The sequence below is a fragment of the Domibacillus sp. PGB-M46 genome (genome assembly GCF_022668875.1).
Taxonomy (GTDB): domain Bacteria; phylum Bacillota; class Bacilli; order Bacillales; family Domibacillaceae; genus Domibacillus.
In genome coordinates, this window is sequence record NZ_JAKGCR010000006.1 from 35,403 (window position 1) to 50,835 (window position 15,433).

Sequence of the window (15,433 nt, forward strand, 5' to 3'; positions counted from 1 at the left end):
TGATTTGAGTAAAATAAAGGTAGCAATTGCGGACGATAACCGGCAGCTCGTACAGCTGCTTGAAGAAGTGATAACAAGCCAGGAAGATATGACAGTTGCAGGAACGGCATTTAATGGGCAGGAGTGCCTCGGCATGCTGCCGGAAATAGAAGCAGATGTGTTAATTTTAGATATTATTATGCCGCATATGGATGGGCTGGCTGTACTTGAGCGTCTCCGGGCAAGCGGCCAGAAGCAGCCTCATGTGATTATGCTGACCGCATTCGGCCAGGAAGATGTAACGAAAAAAGCGGTTGATCTGGGGGCTTCCTATTTTATGCTGAAGCCATTTGACATGGAAAGTTTAATTAGTCAAATCCGCCAGGTGGCCGGTGCGGAACAGCCGATGCGACATGTAGAACGAAAAGAAGAGCCGAAAAAGCAAAAGAAAAATATTGACGCCAGCATTACGGCAGTGATTCACGAAATCGGTGTACCGGCGCATATAAAAGGCTATTTGTATTTGCGCGAAGCAATTACAATGGTATTTAATGACATTGAACTGCTTGGCTCAATCACAAAAGTACTTTATCCAGAAATTGCCCGGAAATACAACACAACACCAAGCCGGGTGGAACGGGCGATCCGGCATGCGATCGAAGTGGCTTGGAGCCGAGGCAATATGGAATCTATTGCGGCATTGTTCGGGTATACAGTATCTGTATCCAAGGCCAAACCGACAAATTCAGAATTCATCGCCATGGTGGCGGATAAGCTCCGTATCGAATACATGGCTTCTTGAAAGCCGAAATAATATTGCTTTACACGTTAAGATACAATGATTACAGATAGGCTTCCGATGCAGGCCGATAAGGGCGAAAACGGCTTTCCAGCTATAAAAGCGTACCTCTGCCATAAAAAGAGGGCGCTTTTTTGTGCTGCCCAACCGATTTTCAAGCTGACAAATCGCGAGTCAAAGAGCTGAATAAGCAAAAAATTACACGGGTTTTGAAGCTGATGGGTATGAGTTCAAATTTAAAACATAAATTTAGGGTAAAGCAAGGTTCGCAAAACCGAGGTAAAATATCAGGACCGAAAGAAGGCGAAAAAATCATGCTGAAAAAAGTATACTGGTCTAAACTAAACGACTCGCATGATAAAATAACAGCAAAAGCGGGCTTTAGAAAAGAAAGCAACAAGCTGTATGAGCCTTATGAACTTTATCTTGAAACATGGGAAAAAGAAGAGAGCGGCTGGGTGTATAAAGGCAGCCAGCCGGAGCAAAGACAGCAGCAATTAGAGGCGCACCCGGCGATAGAACCACTTTTAAAGAGCTGATACGGTAAATAAGTAATGCCAAATGAGCGCCGCGAGAAGGTGCTTTTTTCTTTTTTACTTATTATCTGCTTCCTCGTTTCCATCATCCTCTTCTATATTAAAAGGCCCCCATCTGGCGCACAAAATCACAATATATTGAAAATCTCGGCGTTTGCTATTTGTTACGTTGGCCGGGTTTCCTGCGGTTTAGCCATAACATTGTTTTCTGAGAGCATCCTAATCAAATCATTGCAGTCGATTAGTTTTACGTTCAGTTTCTCTGCACAATGATACGCATTTTTAGTAAATGTATGATTGGTGACGGCCCAAACTTCATTTGTTTTATAGTACGCTTTGCTGGAGCTCGCTTCTTGCACGGCTTTGACACCGGCTGAGCCAATGTGTCGTTTTGCCTGCACAGCGATACTGTAGTTTCCCCTGTGTAAAATAAAATCAGTCCCATAATCACCTGATTTCGGCGTATACTCAATGGCGTATCCACTGCTTTCAAACAAGGCACCCACATATTTTTTAAATTGAACGCTATCCATACTGTTAAGTTCATTTAATCCTGATTGAAGGAATTGTTGTTTTTCTTTATCTTTTGTATACCAGCGCAGCAAAAAATACGGGATCGCTAACAGGGCGACGAGTATTGTATAGCCAATGAACACTTCGATATGCTGCAGCATAACAATCAAAACGACAGTATACAGCATGTAGATCAGTATTTTATCGCTGCTAATCCCAAGTCCTTTATGGCCCCTTCCTGACATCGTCCCAGCTCCTTTAAACCTGTTTTTTTTATTTTTGACGACGAAAGCGAGAACTATCCAAAAAAACAAAATAAAAACGCTCATTCAAGAGCGTGGACCGGGGAATTTTTTAATCATGATCTTTTTTATGGCAAAAAAGCTTTAAAGGAAAGAACTTTGCCTATTAAGTTAAAGCGGGAAAAGGAAGATCGGCAGATGATTAAAAAGATAAATTAACTCTTGGGGAAACTTTTTCCAACACCCTGTAAATACGCTCCAGTTTTATGGTAAAGTTGTTATACAGATTGGAGCTGGGAAAATGAAGAAGATCATCGGATGGACCATCGTTGTTTGTATCACCCTTCTCATTGCCGGGCTGGGGACTTATGTATTAATAGAAATGAATAAAACGAATGCAACTCAACAAGAAAAGCTGAATGGCGGGAACGATGAGAAAATTGACGGTGTACAAAATACAACCCATTTAAAAAAGGGTGACGATGAAGAAAAAGTTATTTCTGTTATGCATAAAATGACGCATCAAAAAGTAGCAGCTAATGAGAAATGGGGAGCCGTGCCCATGACACCTTCTACTATCGGGGAAGTTATTTCAATTGTAGAAAAAGAGGATTATAAAGAAAAGAAGCCTCTTCTGGACATGCTTAAAAAATGGCAGGCGGGCAATTTCACAGAAATTGACCAGGATCATAATTATTTATGGACACTTCAAGATGGAACAGAAGGCAAAGCGTACGGAATCATGAGCCCTGTTCAGGAAGAGCAATTTGTTCATCAAAACTTTAACGAGACTGTGGCAAAAGAGCTTGGTTACCTATAGGAATGTCTACAAAAAAGCGTTCACTTTGTTTAAAGAGGCGCTTTTTTCGCTATAGGAGAGCTTGGTTTATACATATTTCATACTGTGCAAAATTCATAATAAAAATACTTATATAAAAAAGATAGTACGGCCGGCAGGAAAAACGTTAAAGGAGACAAAGCATAAGCGGAAGAAGCCTCTCTTTCATATGAAAGGTTTAAAATGAGTGCATGATGGAAACAGTAATATATGGAGCTTTCGGTCAAATAACGTCAAGCAAGCCGGTACGCAGTACAAGCCGCTCTGATGGATTAAAACGACCAAAGCTGGCAAATGCCTTTGGGGAGGCATGAAGCTTCACTTATTTTTTCTCCATTCGCTCGTATTAAAGGCTGCAAATTCGGGAACAGCTCCGGCTTGTTTGGCTGAAATGAAATTCTGCCAATAAAACTGACGCTGACCGTTAGACCCTCCAGTATCTTTCAAAAGGGGTTATGCAGCCGAATGACAGAAGACGAACGCAAAATCATCACATATGTAAGAGAAGTCAGCACAGCTCAATTAGTTCAAGAGCTGTCTGACGGAAAAGTATTAGGAACGGACCTGAGGGCGATTGGAAAGCTGCGGTTGTACCGCTTGCCTGAAGAAGTAAAAAACGTTCTGTTATACTGTGCAAAATGTAAAATGAGCAAACAAACAAATTATAAGGACGTTTATAAAATAGCCGCCCGCTGGAACAGGCTCCGTGTTCAAACAGCAGAAGAAGCGTTCGAATTAGCGAAGCAGGAGGGTTGTTTTCAACAACAGAGGTAAATGTCTCCCATTGAAACTGCACTCTTTATGAGTGCAGTTTTCTTTGTTTATAGAATGGCTCAGGTAATACGAAGAAAGAATGTGAACAGACAAAAGCAGTCCTCGGGAAGGAGCTGCTTTTATTTTTTCTCCTGGAATTTTGCCTGCACCCTGTTGTATTTGCGGTCCCGTCTAAAAATAAATCCGGCAACAAAGCCAAGACCGCCAATAAAAAGAAGAAAACCGGCCATAAATTGCATCCATAATGCAGGAAAAGGGGGCTGCAAAATGCCAAAAAGCATATCCCGCATCCATTTAATTCCGACGCCGGCCAAAAAGCCGGGAATGACTAAAATAAGCAGGGCAATAATCCGGATCATATGAACCCCTTCTTTCAAGATTCTTCTTTTCCACATCATAACGCAAACGCTTTATTTGTCAAGAACAGGATAATGAGTGAAAAAACAAATAAAATTTGGTTTATTACATGACATAGTTTTAAAAACCGTATAAAATGATAAAGGAATTATAAATAAGGAGCGAAGTACATGACAATAACCTATGATCTTGTCATTCTAGGCGGAGGAACCGGTGGATACACGGCAGCCATTCGTGCAGCTCAGCTTGGGTTAAAAACAGCCCTGGTTGAAAAAGGGAAAGTAGGCGGCACTTGCCTGCATAAAGGCTGTATTCCAACAAAAGCGCTGCTGAGAAGTGCAGACGTTCAGCGGACGGTAAAAGAGGCTGCATCATTTGGTATAGAAGCCGGCAGTCCAGTTGTTCATTTTGAGCGGGTACAGGAAAGAAAAGAAGAAATTGTACATACATTATATAACGGTGTAAAGTCCCTTTTAAAACGAGGAAAAATTGACGTTTATGAAGGGACGGGGCGCCTGCTGGGTCCATCTTTATTTTCACCGATGGCCGGAACAATATCGGTTGAAATGAATGATGGAACAGAAAACGCAATGCTTGTACCGCGGAACGTCATTATCGCAACAGGATCGCGTCCAAAGCATCTTCCGGGCCTTCAGCCGGATGGCGAAATCGTTTTGTCTTCGGACGAAGCACTTGAGATGAAAGAGATCCCGGCGTCAATTATCATTGTGGGCGGCGGTGTGATTGGAGTGGAATGGGCATCTATGCTTGTTGACTTTGGCAGCAGGGTCACCATTCTTGAATACGGAGACCGGATTTTGCCGTCGGAGGACAAAGCCGTTTCGGCCGAAATGGCACGCCAGCTTTCAAAAAGAGGCGTTCAAGTTATCGTAAATGCAAAAGTGAAAACAGATACGCTGCAAAAAAATTCGGGTACTGTTTCGATTCAAACAGAAGCAGGCGAAACCTTTTCGGCAGAGAAAGTACTTGTTGCGGCCGGCCGTACAGCAAACACGGAACATCTTGGACTTGAAAACACGGATATTAAGGTTGAAAACGGCGTGATCCAAGTGAATGAGTGGATGCAGACAAATGAATCGCATATTTATGCGGTGGGTGATGTAACGGGAGGGCTGCAGCTGGCACATGTAGCTTCTTACGAAGGAATCACAGCCGTTGAACATATGGCAGGAAAAGCGGCAGACCCCGTTGATTATTCGGCTGTTCCGCGTTGTATTTACTCACATCCAGAAGCGGCCAGTATCGGCATGACGGAAGAGCAGGCTGCTCTTGAAAAAACAAAAATTAAAACAGGTGTATTTCCATTTCAAGCGAATGGGAAAGCTCTTGTATATGGCGAAACAGAAGGATTCGTAAAAATAGTGGCAGATGCTAAAACGGATGATATACTAGGAGTTCATGTAATTGGACCGCATGCAACCGAGCTGATTTCAGAAGCTGCATTGGCCCGGCTGCTCGATGCATCCGGCTGGGAGCTTGGCGCAGCCATTCATCCGCATCCTGCTTTATCGGAAGCGATAGGAGAAGCAGCTTTAATGCTGGATGGAAAAGCGATTCACTTTTGAAGGGAGCGGAAAAAATGGAATCTAAACATAAACAAGCAGGATTAACCGATCAGGACGTAATCGGCATGTATGAAACAATGCTCCTTACACGCCGTCTCGATGAAAGAATGTGGCTTTTAAACCGGTCAGGAAAAATTCCATTTGTCGTATCGGGCCAGGGCCAGGAAGCGGCGCAGGTCGGTGCTGCTTATGCGTTAAATAGAAAACAGGACTACATATTACCTTATTACCGTGATTACGGGGTCGTACTTGCTTTTGGCATGACGGTTCGCGACCTGATGCTTTCCGCTTTTGCGAAAGCGGAAGATCCAAACTCCGGGGGGCGCCAGCTGCCAGGGCACTTCGGACAGCGGAAAAACCGGATTGTGACAGGATCATCCCCCGTAACGACCCAGGTGCCGCATGCTGTAGGCATCGCGCTTGCAGCGAAAATGGATCGAAAACCGATCGTTTCATTTGTGACGTTCGGAGAGGGGTCTTCCAATCAAGGCGATTTCCATGAAGGAGCAAACTTTGCGGGCGTGCACAAGCTGCCGGTTATTTTTATGTGTGAAAACAACCAGTATGCTATTTCTGTACCGTTAAACAAGCAAATTGCAGCCCGCGTATCAGACCGGGCAGCAGGGTATGGGATGCCGGGCTATACGATTGACGGGAATGATCCGATCGAAGTGTACAAGTGCGTAAAAGAAGCCGCCGACCGTGCGCGGCGTGGCGAGGGACCGACGTTAATTGAAGCACTCACATACCGGCTGACGCCACACACATCTGATGATGATGACCGTTCGTACCGGACAGCAGAAGAAGTGGAAAGCGCGAAAAAAGAAGATCCGCTTCACTCCTTCCGGCTGTACGTAAAAGAAGCAGGTCTTTTAAGTGACGAGCATGAAGAGCAGCTTGAAAAAGAAATTGCTGCCGTCATTAATGAGGCAACGGAGTATGCGGAAGAAGCACCTTTTGCAAATCCAGAATCGGTTCTTCAATTTGTTTACGCCGAAGAAGAAAGAGAGGCGGAAAAATAATGGCTGTTATTTCGTATATCGAAGCAGTGACCATGGCGATGCGCGAAGAAATGGAACGCGATCCGAACGTATTTATCCTCGGTGAGGATGTCGGGAAAAAAGGCGGTGTTTTCAAAGCAACAGCCGGGCTTTATGAACAGTTTGGAGAAGACCGGGTGCTTGACACGCCTCTTGCTGAATCGGCAATTGCCGGCGTAGCGATCGGTGCGGCCATGGTTGGAAAACGGCCCATCGCTGAAATGCAGTTTGCCGATTTTATTATGCCGGCAGTGAACCAAATTATTTCAGAAGCTGCGCGGATCCGGTATCGGTCCAATAACGACTGGCAGTGTCCGATTGTCATTCGGGCGCCGTATGGAGCAGGCATTCAAGGGGGGTTATATCATTCTCAGTCGGTAGAAGCTGTTTTTGCGAACCAGCCGGGGCTGAAAATTGTGATTCCCTCTACACCGTATGACGCAAAAGGACTTTTAAAAGCCGCTATCCGTGATGAAGATCCGGTATTGTTTTTTGAGCATAAAAAAGCGTACCGTTCCATTAAAGGGGAAGTACCAGACGATGACTATGTACTTCCAATCGGCAAAGCAGACGTTAAGCGCGAAGGAGAAGACATTACCGTGATTACGTATGGTCTTTGCGTTCACTATGCTCTGCAGGCGGCCGAGAAACTGGCAGGGGAAGGCATCAGTGCAGAAGTAGTCGATCTTCGGACGGTTTATCCCCTTGACCAGGAAACAATCATTCATTCCGCCTCTAAAACAGGGAAAGTACTTTTGATCACAGAAGACAATAAAGAAGGCAGTGTAATCAGTGAGGCAGCGGCGATTATTGCCGAACACTGCTTGTTTGATCTGGATGCTCCAATTGCGCGCCTGGCCGGGCCTGAAGTGCCGGCTACGCCATATGCAGCACCTTTAGAAAAGCATTTTTTAGTCAATCCCCAAAAAGTAGAGAAAGCAATGCGTGATCTCGCTGAATTTTAATAAGAAAGAGGAGGCGCATCATGGCAATTCAAGAAGTGAAAATGCCTAAACTCGGCGAAAGTGTAACAGAAGGGACCATTACCAAGTGGCTTGTTGCACCGGGAGATTATGTGAATAAATATGACCCGATTGCCGAAGTGCTGACCGATAAAGTAACAGCTGATATTCCATCTTCTTTCGCCGGAGTCATCAGTGAAATTATAGCAAAAGAAGATGAAAAAATGGCTGTTGGCGAAGTGATCTGTACCATCGAAACAGAAGCAGCCGCAAAGAAGCCGGAAAAGCAGCCCGAAGCACAAACATTTGTAAACGGTGAAAGGCCTGATCCATCAGCCGCTGATCAAAGCAGCCGATATTCGCCGGCAGTACTAAAGCTTTCGCAGCTTCATGGCATCGATTTAAAAGAAATCAAAGGAAGCGGGAAAGGCGGCCGTATTACCCGTAAAGATGTGCAGGCAGTCATCGACAGCGGAGTAAAAAGCGTTGTGCCGCCAACGGCAGCGGCCAGCACCGCTGCCGGCGCTCCGGCCGCTGAAACAAAGAAATCATTTGAAACGCAAACAGGCGATATTATTGTGCCAATCGATGGCATTAAGCAGACGGTTGCAGCCAATATGGTGAAAACAAAGCAGGAAGTGCCTCACGCATGGATGATGGTAGAAGTGGACGTTACCAGCCTTGTGCGTTACCGGGATTCCATTAAAACGTCATTCAAAGAAGCGGAAGGGTATAACGTAACATATTTTGCTTTTTTTGTGAAAGCAGTCGCGCGTGCGTTAAAAGAGTTTCCGGAAATGAATGCCATGTGGGCGGGCGACCACATTATCCGCAAAAAGGATATTAATATCTCGATTGCCGTCGCAGCAGACGACAAGCTGTTTGTACCGGTTGTGAAGCATGCGGATGAGAAAACTGTCAAAGGCATTGCCCGAGATGTAAATGACTTGGCCAAAAAAGCGCGCAGCGGTACACTGACAACTGAAGACGTCAGCGCGGGTACTTTTACGGTAAACAATACAGGCTCGTTCGGATCTGTTCAGTCAATGGGCATTATCAATTATCCGCAGGCGGCTATTTTACAGGTAGAATCGATTGTAAAGCGTCCTGTAATTATTGATGGTATGATCGCGGTGCGCGATATGGTGAACCTGTGCTTGTCACTCGACCATCGCGTGCTTGACGGGCTTGTATGCGGGCGGTTTATGCAGCGTGTGAAAGAATTGTTAGAGACGGCTTCAGAAGATACAATGCCGATTTATTAAAAAAACAGCTTCTCCCAAATAGGAGAAGCTGTTTTTTATTTAAACAAGCCGGCAATGCTGTCGACGATCGATTGAAGGAAATCAATAATAGACTGCAAGAAGCCTTGTCCTTCTTCCGAATTTTTAAAGCTGTCCCATTGTTCTTTTGCTTTATCAATTTGGGTGTTTACTTGATCCCAGTTGATATTTAAATCTTTCATCTTATTGAATAAGCCAGCAAGCTGGTCTGTCTGTGCGTCGGTCAGCGTAATATTAAGCTCGTTGGAGATATTATTGACAATCACTTTAATTTCCTGAAGCGATTGTGGATTCTGAGCGGCCACTTCTTCTTTAATTCGCTCAATCAGCTGAGTGGCATCTTCCTGTCCGATGTCCTCGCCAAGCTTAGCCGTTGTCACCATTTCTTCATTGGCTACTTGTTTTTGTTCTTCGGGAATTTTTTCACCAGTCGTCGTTTCATAGGCTTTAATAATGCCGGTTAGAGCAGCTGTACCGGACACCTCAAACGGGGCTGTAATGAAAATATCAGCATCTTTTACACTCGCAGTAGATAAGGCGTTGGTGTACATTTCTTTCGATACCCATGAAATGTTTTGGGTTTCTACATTTAATCCGGAACCAGATTCCGTCGTTGTAATTTTGCTTGATGAGATGGCTTTTGTCCCAATTTGGGCTTTTGGAATATATTCACCCAAATATTTGTGCTCCTCCGCATTGGATACCGTAATCGTTTGAACATCCGCTGGTACGTTCATTTCTTCAAGCACCTTTTCTTTTTGGGCAGGTGTTAAATTTTCGCCAAGCGTGACCATTGTATCGCCGGGCGTACTATCTGCAGAAACGGCAGTACCAAAACTCAAAACGGCAACCCCAAGCAAACCCATTAATTTTCTCATACTCTCTCTCCTGAATTCTAAAATTGGCTCCGTAGAGCTAGTAATAGAATAGCATGCGGCTGATATTTTTTCACGTTTTGGCTAAAGTGCATTGCTTCTAAAGCTATGCTTATATTACAATAAAGAGAATATCCAATTGCTTACTTTTTATTTGTAACCGATTACAAAATGAAGAGGAGTGGGAACTTGGCTGATCAACTATTTCCACCGGTATCAGAGGCAGATTGGAAAGCGGCTGCAGAAGCTGCATTAAAAGGCGCTTCTTTATCGGCATTGTGTACAGAAACTGCAGAAGGATTTCAGTTGAAACCGTTGTATGTGAAGGAAGATCGCAGCGTACTTTTACCTTTTCCAGGTGAAAAGCCGTTTACAAGAGGATTTCGACCGATGTGGTCTTTTCCGGAAACAAATGCTGAGCTCGGGATCGACCCTATTTCTTCCGGTGCTGCAGCCGGCTTCTTTCCAGAAGATTCCGCTCTTCAAGCTGTACGAAAAGGAGAAAGGATTACCGTTAATACGGTTCCTTACCATACAGCCGGAGCGAATGCGGTTCAGGAACTCGCGTTGGCGCTTTCAGAGGCGGCCTGCTTTTTAAATGCGGAAAGAAAAAAATGGGAGACGGTCTCAAAGTGGCTGTTTCATTTTGCCGCCGGCACTAGCTTTTTTACAGAAATAGCGAAAATCCGGGCTTTCCGCACACTTTGGTCTGCCTTTGTGGATATATATCAGCTTGAAGGCCACCAAAAGCCGGTGCTGAGTATGGAAACGAGTGAATCAATGCTGTCTGTCATAGATCCTCATGTAAACCTGTTACGTACAAGCAGCGCCGTGTTTGCTGCTGTCGTTGGAAATGTTGATTATGTAAAAGTATCCCCATTTGATCAAACAAAAGAAGGAGCTTCCTCAGAGCTTGCCGAGCGGATGGCCCGCAACATACCGTCCATTTTAAAGCACGAGGCACTGCTTGACAAAGTAATAGACCCTGCAGGCGGCTCTTATTATATTGAGTTACTTACCGAAGAAATTGGCCGAAAAGCCTGGGATTTATTTGCGGAAATCGAAGAAGCCGGCGGGATCAAGCAGGCCCTGACGGCTGGAACGGTTCAAAAAAATATAGAAGCGGTCCGCGCTAAAAAAGAACAAGATACAGCGAAGCTCCGGATTAAAATGATTGGGGTTAACCACTACGCTGATCCAGGAGGGCATGTCCAGCAGCCGAAGAAGCCGGCTGTACAAAAAGCAGCACGGGGAGAACCCATCCAGCCTGTTGTGCCAAAAAGAACGGCAGAGCCATTTGAAGCACTTCGATTAGAAGCTATAAAGCTGCAACAAACTGGACAGTCTCTTACAGCCGGATTGATTTGTTTCGGTGAACGGATAACTTATCAAAAGCGTGCCGATTATGCGGCAGGTGTTCTGTCTGCGGGAGGAATTAAAACAATTTGTTCTGAGGGATGCCGCACAATAGAGGAAGCTGTTCAGTTTATCCAAAGCCACTCAACAAGCTACTATTGCATTTGCGGCTCCGATGAGACCTATGAACAATTCGGCTCCTCTCTGGCGTCTTCGCTGAAAAAAGCAGCAAACGGTGCGGTGATTGACAGTGCCGGAAGCAAGGCAGTGGAGGGGACTGACGGACGGATTGCGGCTGGAGACGACATGGTAAAAAAACTCACACAAATCCTTGCCGTGTTTAAGGGAGGCCGTCCAGCATGAATTTAAAAAAGCAAAACCCGTTTAACCGGCCGTCCAAACCGTCATCAAAACGGGAGCAGGAACAAGCATCAGCCAGCATCAAGCAGCTGTATGACACACTATCCTTCCAAACAAACGAATCCATTCGCCTGCGTGCCCTTTACACAGAAAAAGAGACTGAGGGACTTGCTCATACAAATGATTATCCGGGTATTGTCCCGTTTACCCGCGGGCCTTATCCAACCATGTACATCACGCGTCCGTGGACCATTCGCCAATATGCCGGCTTTTCAACAGCCGAGGAAAGCAATGCGTTTTACCGGCGCAATTTAGCAATGGGGCAAAAGGGACTTTCCGTTGCGTTTGATCTGCCGACCCATCGGGGGTATGACTCCGATCATCCGCGTGTGGTCGGGGACGTGGGCAAAGCTGGCGTTGCCATTGACTCTGTAGAAGATACCAACATATTGTTCAAAGGCATACCGCTTGATCAAATGTCGGTTTCTATGACCATGAATGGCGCTGTCCTGCCCATTATGGCTTTTTATATTATTTCGGCAGAAGAGCAGGGAGTAGCGAAGGAAAAACTGGCCGGCACGATTCAAAATGACATTTTAAAGGAATATATGGTGCGCAACACGTATATTTATCCGCCGGAAACCTCCATGCGGATTATCACCGACATTTTGGGCTATACATCAGCTCATATGCCAAAGTTCAATTCGATTTCCATCTCCGGCTATCATATGCAGGAAGCCGGTGCACCGGCTGACCTGGAGCTTGCTTATACGCTTGCTGACGGATTGGAGTATGTCCGTACAGGACTTGCTGCCGGCATTGACATTGATTCTTTTGCTCCCCGGCTATCCTTTTTCTGGGCAGTCGGCATGAATTATTTTATGGAAGTGGCGAAAATGCGTGCCGCCCGGCGGATGTGGGCAGAGCTGATGAAGCCATTTGGCTCCAAAAATCCAAAATCGCGCATGCTGCGGGCCCACTCGCAAACATCCGGCTGGAGCTTAACCGAACAGGACCCGTTTAATAATGTGACAAGAACGTTGATTGAAGCGCATGCCGCAGCGATGGGGCATACACAGTCCCTTCATACGAATGCCCTTGATGAAGCCATCGCTCTTCCAACCGATTTTTCGGCGCGGATTGCCCGTAACACACAGCTGTTTTTACAGGAGGAAACAGGTATTACCAATGTAATTGATCCGTGGGGCGGTTCGTATTATGTAGAAACACTCACCGATGAGCTGATGACACGTGCAAGAGCCCATATTAGAGAAATTGAAACGCTTGGCGGGATGACAAAAGCGATAGAAACAGGGCTTCCGAAGTCTAAAATCGAGGAGGCGGCCGCCCGCCGCCAGGCAAGAATCGATTCAGGTGAAGAAGTGATTATTGGCGTAAACCGGGACCGGCTTTCACAGGAGGAAGCGATCGACATTCTGGACATTGACAATACTGCTGTCCGTTTAGAACAAACGGACCGGTTGAGAAACGTGCGGCAAAACCGTGACAATCACCAGGTTAAACAATCACTAGAAGCGATTACAACAGCTGTTAGATCAGGTAAGGGAAACCTGCTTGAATTGGCTGTTCAAGCGGCAAGACTGCGGGCAACGCTCGGTGAAATCTCTGCTTCTGTAGAAGCAGCAAGCGGAAGGCATAAGGCGGTGATCCGGACAGTGAGCGGTGTGTACAGTGAACATTACTCAGATGCAGAACAAATAGAAGCGGTTCGGAAGATGACGGCAGAATTTAAAGAACAGGAAGGGCGGCGTCCACGGATTTTAGTTGCTAAAATGGGGCAGGACGGCCATGACCGGGGAGCGAAGGTGATTGCTTCTGCTTATGCAGACCTAGGCTTTGACGTGGATATCGGACCGCTTTTTCAAACACCAGAAGAAACAGCCAAACAAGCAGTTGAAAATGATGTTCATGCCATTGGCTTTAGTTCTCTTGCTGCTGCTCATAAAACTCTGCTGCCTGCGCTGGTAGAGGAATTGAGAGACCGCGGGCGGGAAGACATTGTAGTATTTGTCGGCGGCGTGATTCCGCCAAAAGATTATACTTTTTTAAAAAGCCATGGCGCTGCTGCCATTTTTGGGCCGGGAACCATTATTCCGGTTTCTGCTCAAGTAATCTTAGAAAAAATTTATGAACGGCTTGGGTATGAGGAAGTGGCGGAATGAGCGGTAAACAAAAAGAAGGAGAGGAAAAAAGCAACGCGTCTCATGATGGCATGACAGCATCGCCGCCCAAACGGTTTCGCAAAAAGAACCGTCCGCTGCCTGAGCCGGCATCACTCGCTGCTGCAGTAAAGAGCGGATCGGTAACGGATTTGGCAAAGGCGATTACTTGTATAGAAAGCAGCAATCCGGCTCATTTTGAATATAGCGAGCAGCTGCTTCAGCTGCTGCTGCCGCATACAGGAAACTCGATTCGGATTGGAATAACGGGGGTGCCGGGAGCCGGAAAAAGCACGTTTATTGAATCATTTGGCCTTATGCTGTGTGAACAGGGCCGCCGGGTTGCTGTTTTGGCCATTGATCCGAGCTCTTCCATTTCAGGAGGTTCTATTTTAGGAGATAAAACAAGAATGGAAGAGCTGGCGAAGCATTCAAATGCTTTTATCCGTCCTTCGCCATCCGGAGGAACGCTTGGCGGTGTACACGGGAAAACACGTGAAACCATTCTTTTATGCGAAGCCGCCGGCTTTGATGTCATCCTCGTAGAAACAGTTGGCGTAGGCCAAAGTGAAGGTATTGTTCGCAATATGGTTGATTTTTTTATGATGCTTGTGTTAACGGGGGCCGGAGATGACCTACAGGGAATCAAAAAAGGAATTATGGAACTGGCAGATGCCATTGTAATCAACAAAGCAGATGGTCCGAATAAGCCGCTGGCTGAACAAACAAGAAAGGAATACGAACAGCTTCTTCATGCGATAAAGCCCTATACGGAAGGATGGAAATCCAAAGCTTATACGTGCTCCGCTTTGGAAAACGAAGGCATAGATATGCTGTGGCAGGCGATCCAAGCTTTTCAATCCGTTACACAAAAATCAGATACGTTTGATAAGCGGCGCCATACCCAGGTAAAAGCATGGATGCATACGTTGATTGCAGATGAGCTGGAGCGTTATTTTTACCATCATCCATACGTGAAGGAACATCTCGACTCCTGGGAAAAGCAGTCCATGGCGGGCAGTGTAACGCCGGCCCAGGCTGCCCGGGTGCTTTGTAAAAAAGTGTTTCAAGCTTATAAATAAAAAAGGACCGGCCGAGTTGTACTCAGCCGGTCAATACAGGGAGTTTAGGGGTATGGATCCAGTTGCCTTATTATTCTACCCGTGTTTTAAAAAAGTAAACATTATTTTTAAAAGCATGTAAAAGAGAGATGCCGCTTTATTGAAATAAACGTTTTTTTCCCTTATGATTAAGCTACTAATCACAAAGGAGAGAAAAACATGGGAATGAATTTTAATTTTTTCATGAATGATGTTGTTCGCCAGGCGCGCGATGAAATCAAAGCGGCCGGCTATTCAGAGCTTACAACACCCGAGGAAGTCGATGCAGTTTTAAACGAAAAAGGAACAACACTTGTAATGGTGAATTCTGTATGCGGCTGTGCCGGAGGAATTGCCCGTCCAGCAGCAGCGCATGCGATTCACTATGACAAGCGTCCTGACCGTTTAGTGACTGTGTTCGCAGGGCAGGATAAAGAAGCGACAGCTCAGGCGCGCAGCTTTTTCACGGGTTATCCGCCGTCTTCTCCATCTTTTGCTTTATTAAAAGATGGACAGATTCAAGCAATGGTGGAACGCCATGAAATTGAAGGGCATCACCCGATGTCTGTCGTTGAACATCTGCAATCACTCTTCGATGAGCACTGCGAAGAAGTGTAAGGATGACCTGAAGCCCTGCCGTGTGCGGCAGGGCT

15 protein-coding genes are annotated in these 15,433 nt (G+C 45.8%); 12 read left to right on the forward strand and 3 right to left on the reverse strand.

The features are described from left to right. Positions 1-4: 4 nt before the first annotated feature. Together spo0A and L2D08_RS09515 are read left to right on the forward strand one after the other, a co-directional pair. On the forward strand, positions 5-781 hold the full coding sequence (gene spo0A / locus L2D08_RS09510) for a sporulation transcription factor Spo0A (RefSeq protein ID WP_242233532.1): 777 nt from the start codon (positions 5-7) through the stop codon (positions 779-781). Between the two features lie 311 nt (positions 782-1,092). Then, positions 1,093-1,317 (forward strand): hypothetical protein, encoded by a 225-nt coding sequence (locus L2D08_RS09515; RefSeq protein ID WP_242233533.1) that lies wholly within the window; start codon positions 1,093-1,095, stop codon positions 1,315-1,317. A 161-nt stretch (positions 1,318-1,478) separates the two neighbouring features. On the opposite strand, the gene L2D08_RS09520 is transcribed toward L2D08_RS09515, so the two are convergent. After that, the gene (locus L2D08_RS09520; protein ID WP_242233534.1) at positions 1,479-2,072 is read right to left on the reverse strand and encodes a restriction endonuclease; all 594 of its coding nucleotides are present in this window, start codon (positions 2,070-2,072) and stop codon (positions 1,479-1,481) included. 298 nt (positions 2,073-2,370) lie between these two features. On the opposite strand from L2D08_RS09520, the gene L2D08_RS09525 reads away from it, so the two are divergent. Together L2D08_RS09525 and L2D08_RS09530 are read left to right on the forward strand one after the other, a co-directional pair. Continuing rightward, positions 2,371-2,889: a DUF6241 domain-containing protein gene (locus L2D08_RS09525; RefSeq protein WP_242233535.1), complete on the forward strand. Its 519-nt coding sequence runs from the start codon at positions 2,371-2,373 to the stop codon at positions 2,887-2,889. A 483-nt stretch (positions 2,890-3,372) separates the two neighbouring features. Next, a complete protein-coding gene (locus L2D08_RS09530) occupies positions 3,373-3,681 on the forward strand; it encodes a replication initiation and membrane attachment family protein (protein WP_242233536.1) in 309 nt (102 codons plus the stop codon). 119 nt (positions 3,682-3,800) lie between these two features. Here the strand turns inward: L2D08_RS09530 and L2D08_RS09535 are convergent, their stop codons facing one another. Continuing rightward, positions 3,801-4,040, reverse strand: coding sequence for a DUF2627 domain-containing protein (locus L2D08_RS09535; RefSeq protein WP_242233537.1), 240 nt, complete (start codon positions 4,038-4,040; stop codon positions 3,801-3,803). Positions 4,041-4,208: 168 nt separating this feature from the next. On the opposite strand from L2D08_RS09535, the gene lpdA reads away from it, so the two are divergent. From lpdA to L2D08_RS09555, 4 genes are read left to right on the forward strand one after another with little or no spacing between them, the layout of a single operon-like run. Further along, positions 4,209-5,624, forward strand: coding sequence for a dihydrolipoyl dehydrogenase (lpdA, locus tag L2D08_RS09540; RefSeq protein ID WP_242233538.1), 1,416 nt, complete (start codon positions 4,209-4,211; stop codon positions 5,622-5,624). Between the two features lie 14 nt (positions 5,625-5,638). Further along, a complete protein-coding gene (locus L2D08_RS09545; RefSeq protein ID WP_242233539.1) occupies positions 5,639-6,646 on the forward strand; it encodes a thiamine pyrophosphate-dependent dehydrogenase E1 component subunit alpha in 1,008 nt (335 codons plus the stop codon). Then, positions 6,646-7,629 carry an alpha-ketoacid dehydrogenase subunit beta gene (locus L2D08_RS09550; RefSeq protein WP_242233540.1) on the forward strand — a complete coding sequence of 328 codons (984 nt, stop codon included), beginning with the start codon at positions 6,646-6,648 and terminating at the stop codon, positions 7,627-7,629. The genes L2D08_RS09545 and L2D08_RS09550 overlap by 1 nt, the downstream gene beginning before the upstream one ends. A gap of 20 nt (positions 7,630-7,649) precedes the next feature. Then, the gene (locus L2D08_RS09555; protein WP_242233541.1) at positions 7,650-8,891 is read left to right on the forward strand and encodes a dihydrolipoamide acetyltransferase family protein; all 1,242 of its coding nucleotides are present in this window, start codon (positions 7,650-7,652) and stop codon (positions 8,889-8,891) included. A gap of 35 nt (positions 8,892-8,926) precedes the next feature. On the opposite strand, the gene L2D08_RS09560 is transcribed toward L2D08_RS09555, so the two are convergent. Beyond that, on the reverse strand, positions 8,927-9,787 hold the full coding sequence (locus L2D08_RS09560) for a DUF1002 domain-containing protein (protein ID WP_242233542.1): 861 nt from the start codon (positions 9,785-9,787) through the stop codon (positions 8,927-8,929). Positions 9,788-9,973: 186 nt separating this feature from the next. On the opposite strand from L2D08_RS09560, the gene L2D08_RS09565 reads away from it, so the two are divergent. The 4 genes from L2D08_RS09565 (at position 9,974) to L2D08_RS09580 (ending at position 15,398) form a co-directional block, all read left to right on the forward strand. After that, the gene (locus L2D08_RS09565) at positions 9,974-11,503 is read left to right on the forward strand and encodes a methylmalonyl-CoA mutase family protein (RefSeq protein ID WP_242233543.1); all 1,530 of its coding nucleotides are present in this window, start codon (positions 9,974-9,976) and stop codon (positions 11,501-11,503) included. Further along, on the forward strand, positions 11,500-13,683 hold the full coding sequence (gene scpA, locus L2D08_RS09570) for a methylmalonyl-CoA mutase (protein WP_242233544.1): 2,184 nt from the start codon (positions 11,500-11,502) through the stop codon (positions 13,681-13,683). The genes L2D08_RS09565 and scpA overlap by 4 nt, the downstream gene beginning before the upstream one ends. Next, complete coding sequence (gene meaB, locus L2D08_RS09575) at positions 13,680-14,762, forward strand: methylmalonyl Co-A mutase-associated GTPase MeaB (protein WP_242233545.1); 1,083 nt, start codon at positions 13,680-13,682, stop codon at positions 14,760-14,762. Before scpA ends, meaB begins: the two co-directional genes overlap by 4 nt. Positions 14,763-14,960: 198 nt before the next feature. Further along, on the forward strand, positions 14,961-15,398 hold the full coding sequence (locus L2D08_RS09580) for a BrxA/BrxB family bacilliredoxin (protein ID WP_242233546.1): 438 nt from the start codon (positions 14,961-14,963) through the stop codon (positions 15,396-15,398). The last annotated feature ends 35 nt before the right edge of the window (positions 15,399-15,433 follow it).

What these genes read in the sequence shown, in the direction of transcription:
- L2D08_RS09515 (WP_242233533.1), top strand. Translation starts at nt 1,093, where the DNA reads ATGCTGAAAAAAGTATACTGGTCTAAACTAAACGACTCGCATGATAAA.
- L2D08_RS09520 (WP_242233534.1), bottom strand. Translation starts at nt 2,072, where the DNA reads ATGTCAGGAAGGGGCCATAAAGGACTTGGGATTAGCAGCGATAAAATA.
- L2D08_RS09525 (WP_242233535.1), top strand. Translation starts at nt 2,371, where the DNA reads ATGAAGAAGATCATCGGATGGACCATCGTTGTTTGTATCACCCTTCTC.
- L2D08_RS09530 (WP_242233536.1), top strand. Translation starts at nt 3,373, where the DNA reads ATGACAGAAGACGAACGCAAAATCATCACATATGTAAGAGAAGTCAGC.
- L2D08_RS09535 (WP_242233537.1), bottom strand. Translation starts at nt 4,040, where the DNA reads ATGATCCGGATTATTGCCCTGCTTATTTTAGTCATTCCCGGCTTTTTG.
- lpdA (WP_242233538.1), top strand. Translation starts at nt 4,209, where the DNA reads ATGACAATAACCTATGATCTTGTCATTCTAGGCGGAGGAACCGGTGGA.
- L2D08_RS09545 (WP_242233539.1), top strand. Translation starts at nt 5,639, where the DNA reads ATGGAATCTAAACATAAACAAGCAGGATTAACCGATCAGGACGTAATC.
- L2D08_RS09550 (WP_242233540.1), top strand. Translation starts at nt 6,646, where the DNA reads ATGGCTGTTATTTCGTATATCGAAGCAGTGACCATGGCGATGCGCGAA.
- L2D08_RS09555 (WP_242233541.1), top strand. Translation starts at nt 7,650, where the DNA reads ATGGCAATTCAAGAAGTGAAAATGCCTAAACTCGGCGAAAGTGTAACA.
- L2D08_RS09560 (WP_242233542.1), bottom strand. Translation starts at nt 9,787, where the DNA reads ATGAGAAAATTAATGGGTTTGCTTGGGGTTGCCGTTTTGAGTTTTGGT.
- scpA (WP_242233544.1), top strand. Translation starts at nt 11,500, where the DNA reads ATGAATTTAAAAAAGCAAAACCCGTTTAACCGGCCGTCCAAACCGTCA.
- meaB (WP_242233545.1), top strand. Translation starts at nt 13,680, where the DNA reads ATGAGCGGTAAACAAAAAGAAGGAGAGGAAAAAAGCAACGCGTCTCAT.
- L2D08_RS09580 (WP_242233546.1), top strand. Translation starts at nt 14,961, where the DNA reads ATGGGAATGAATTTTAATTTTTTCATGAATGATGTTGTTCGCCAGGCG.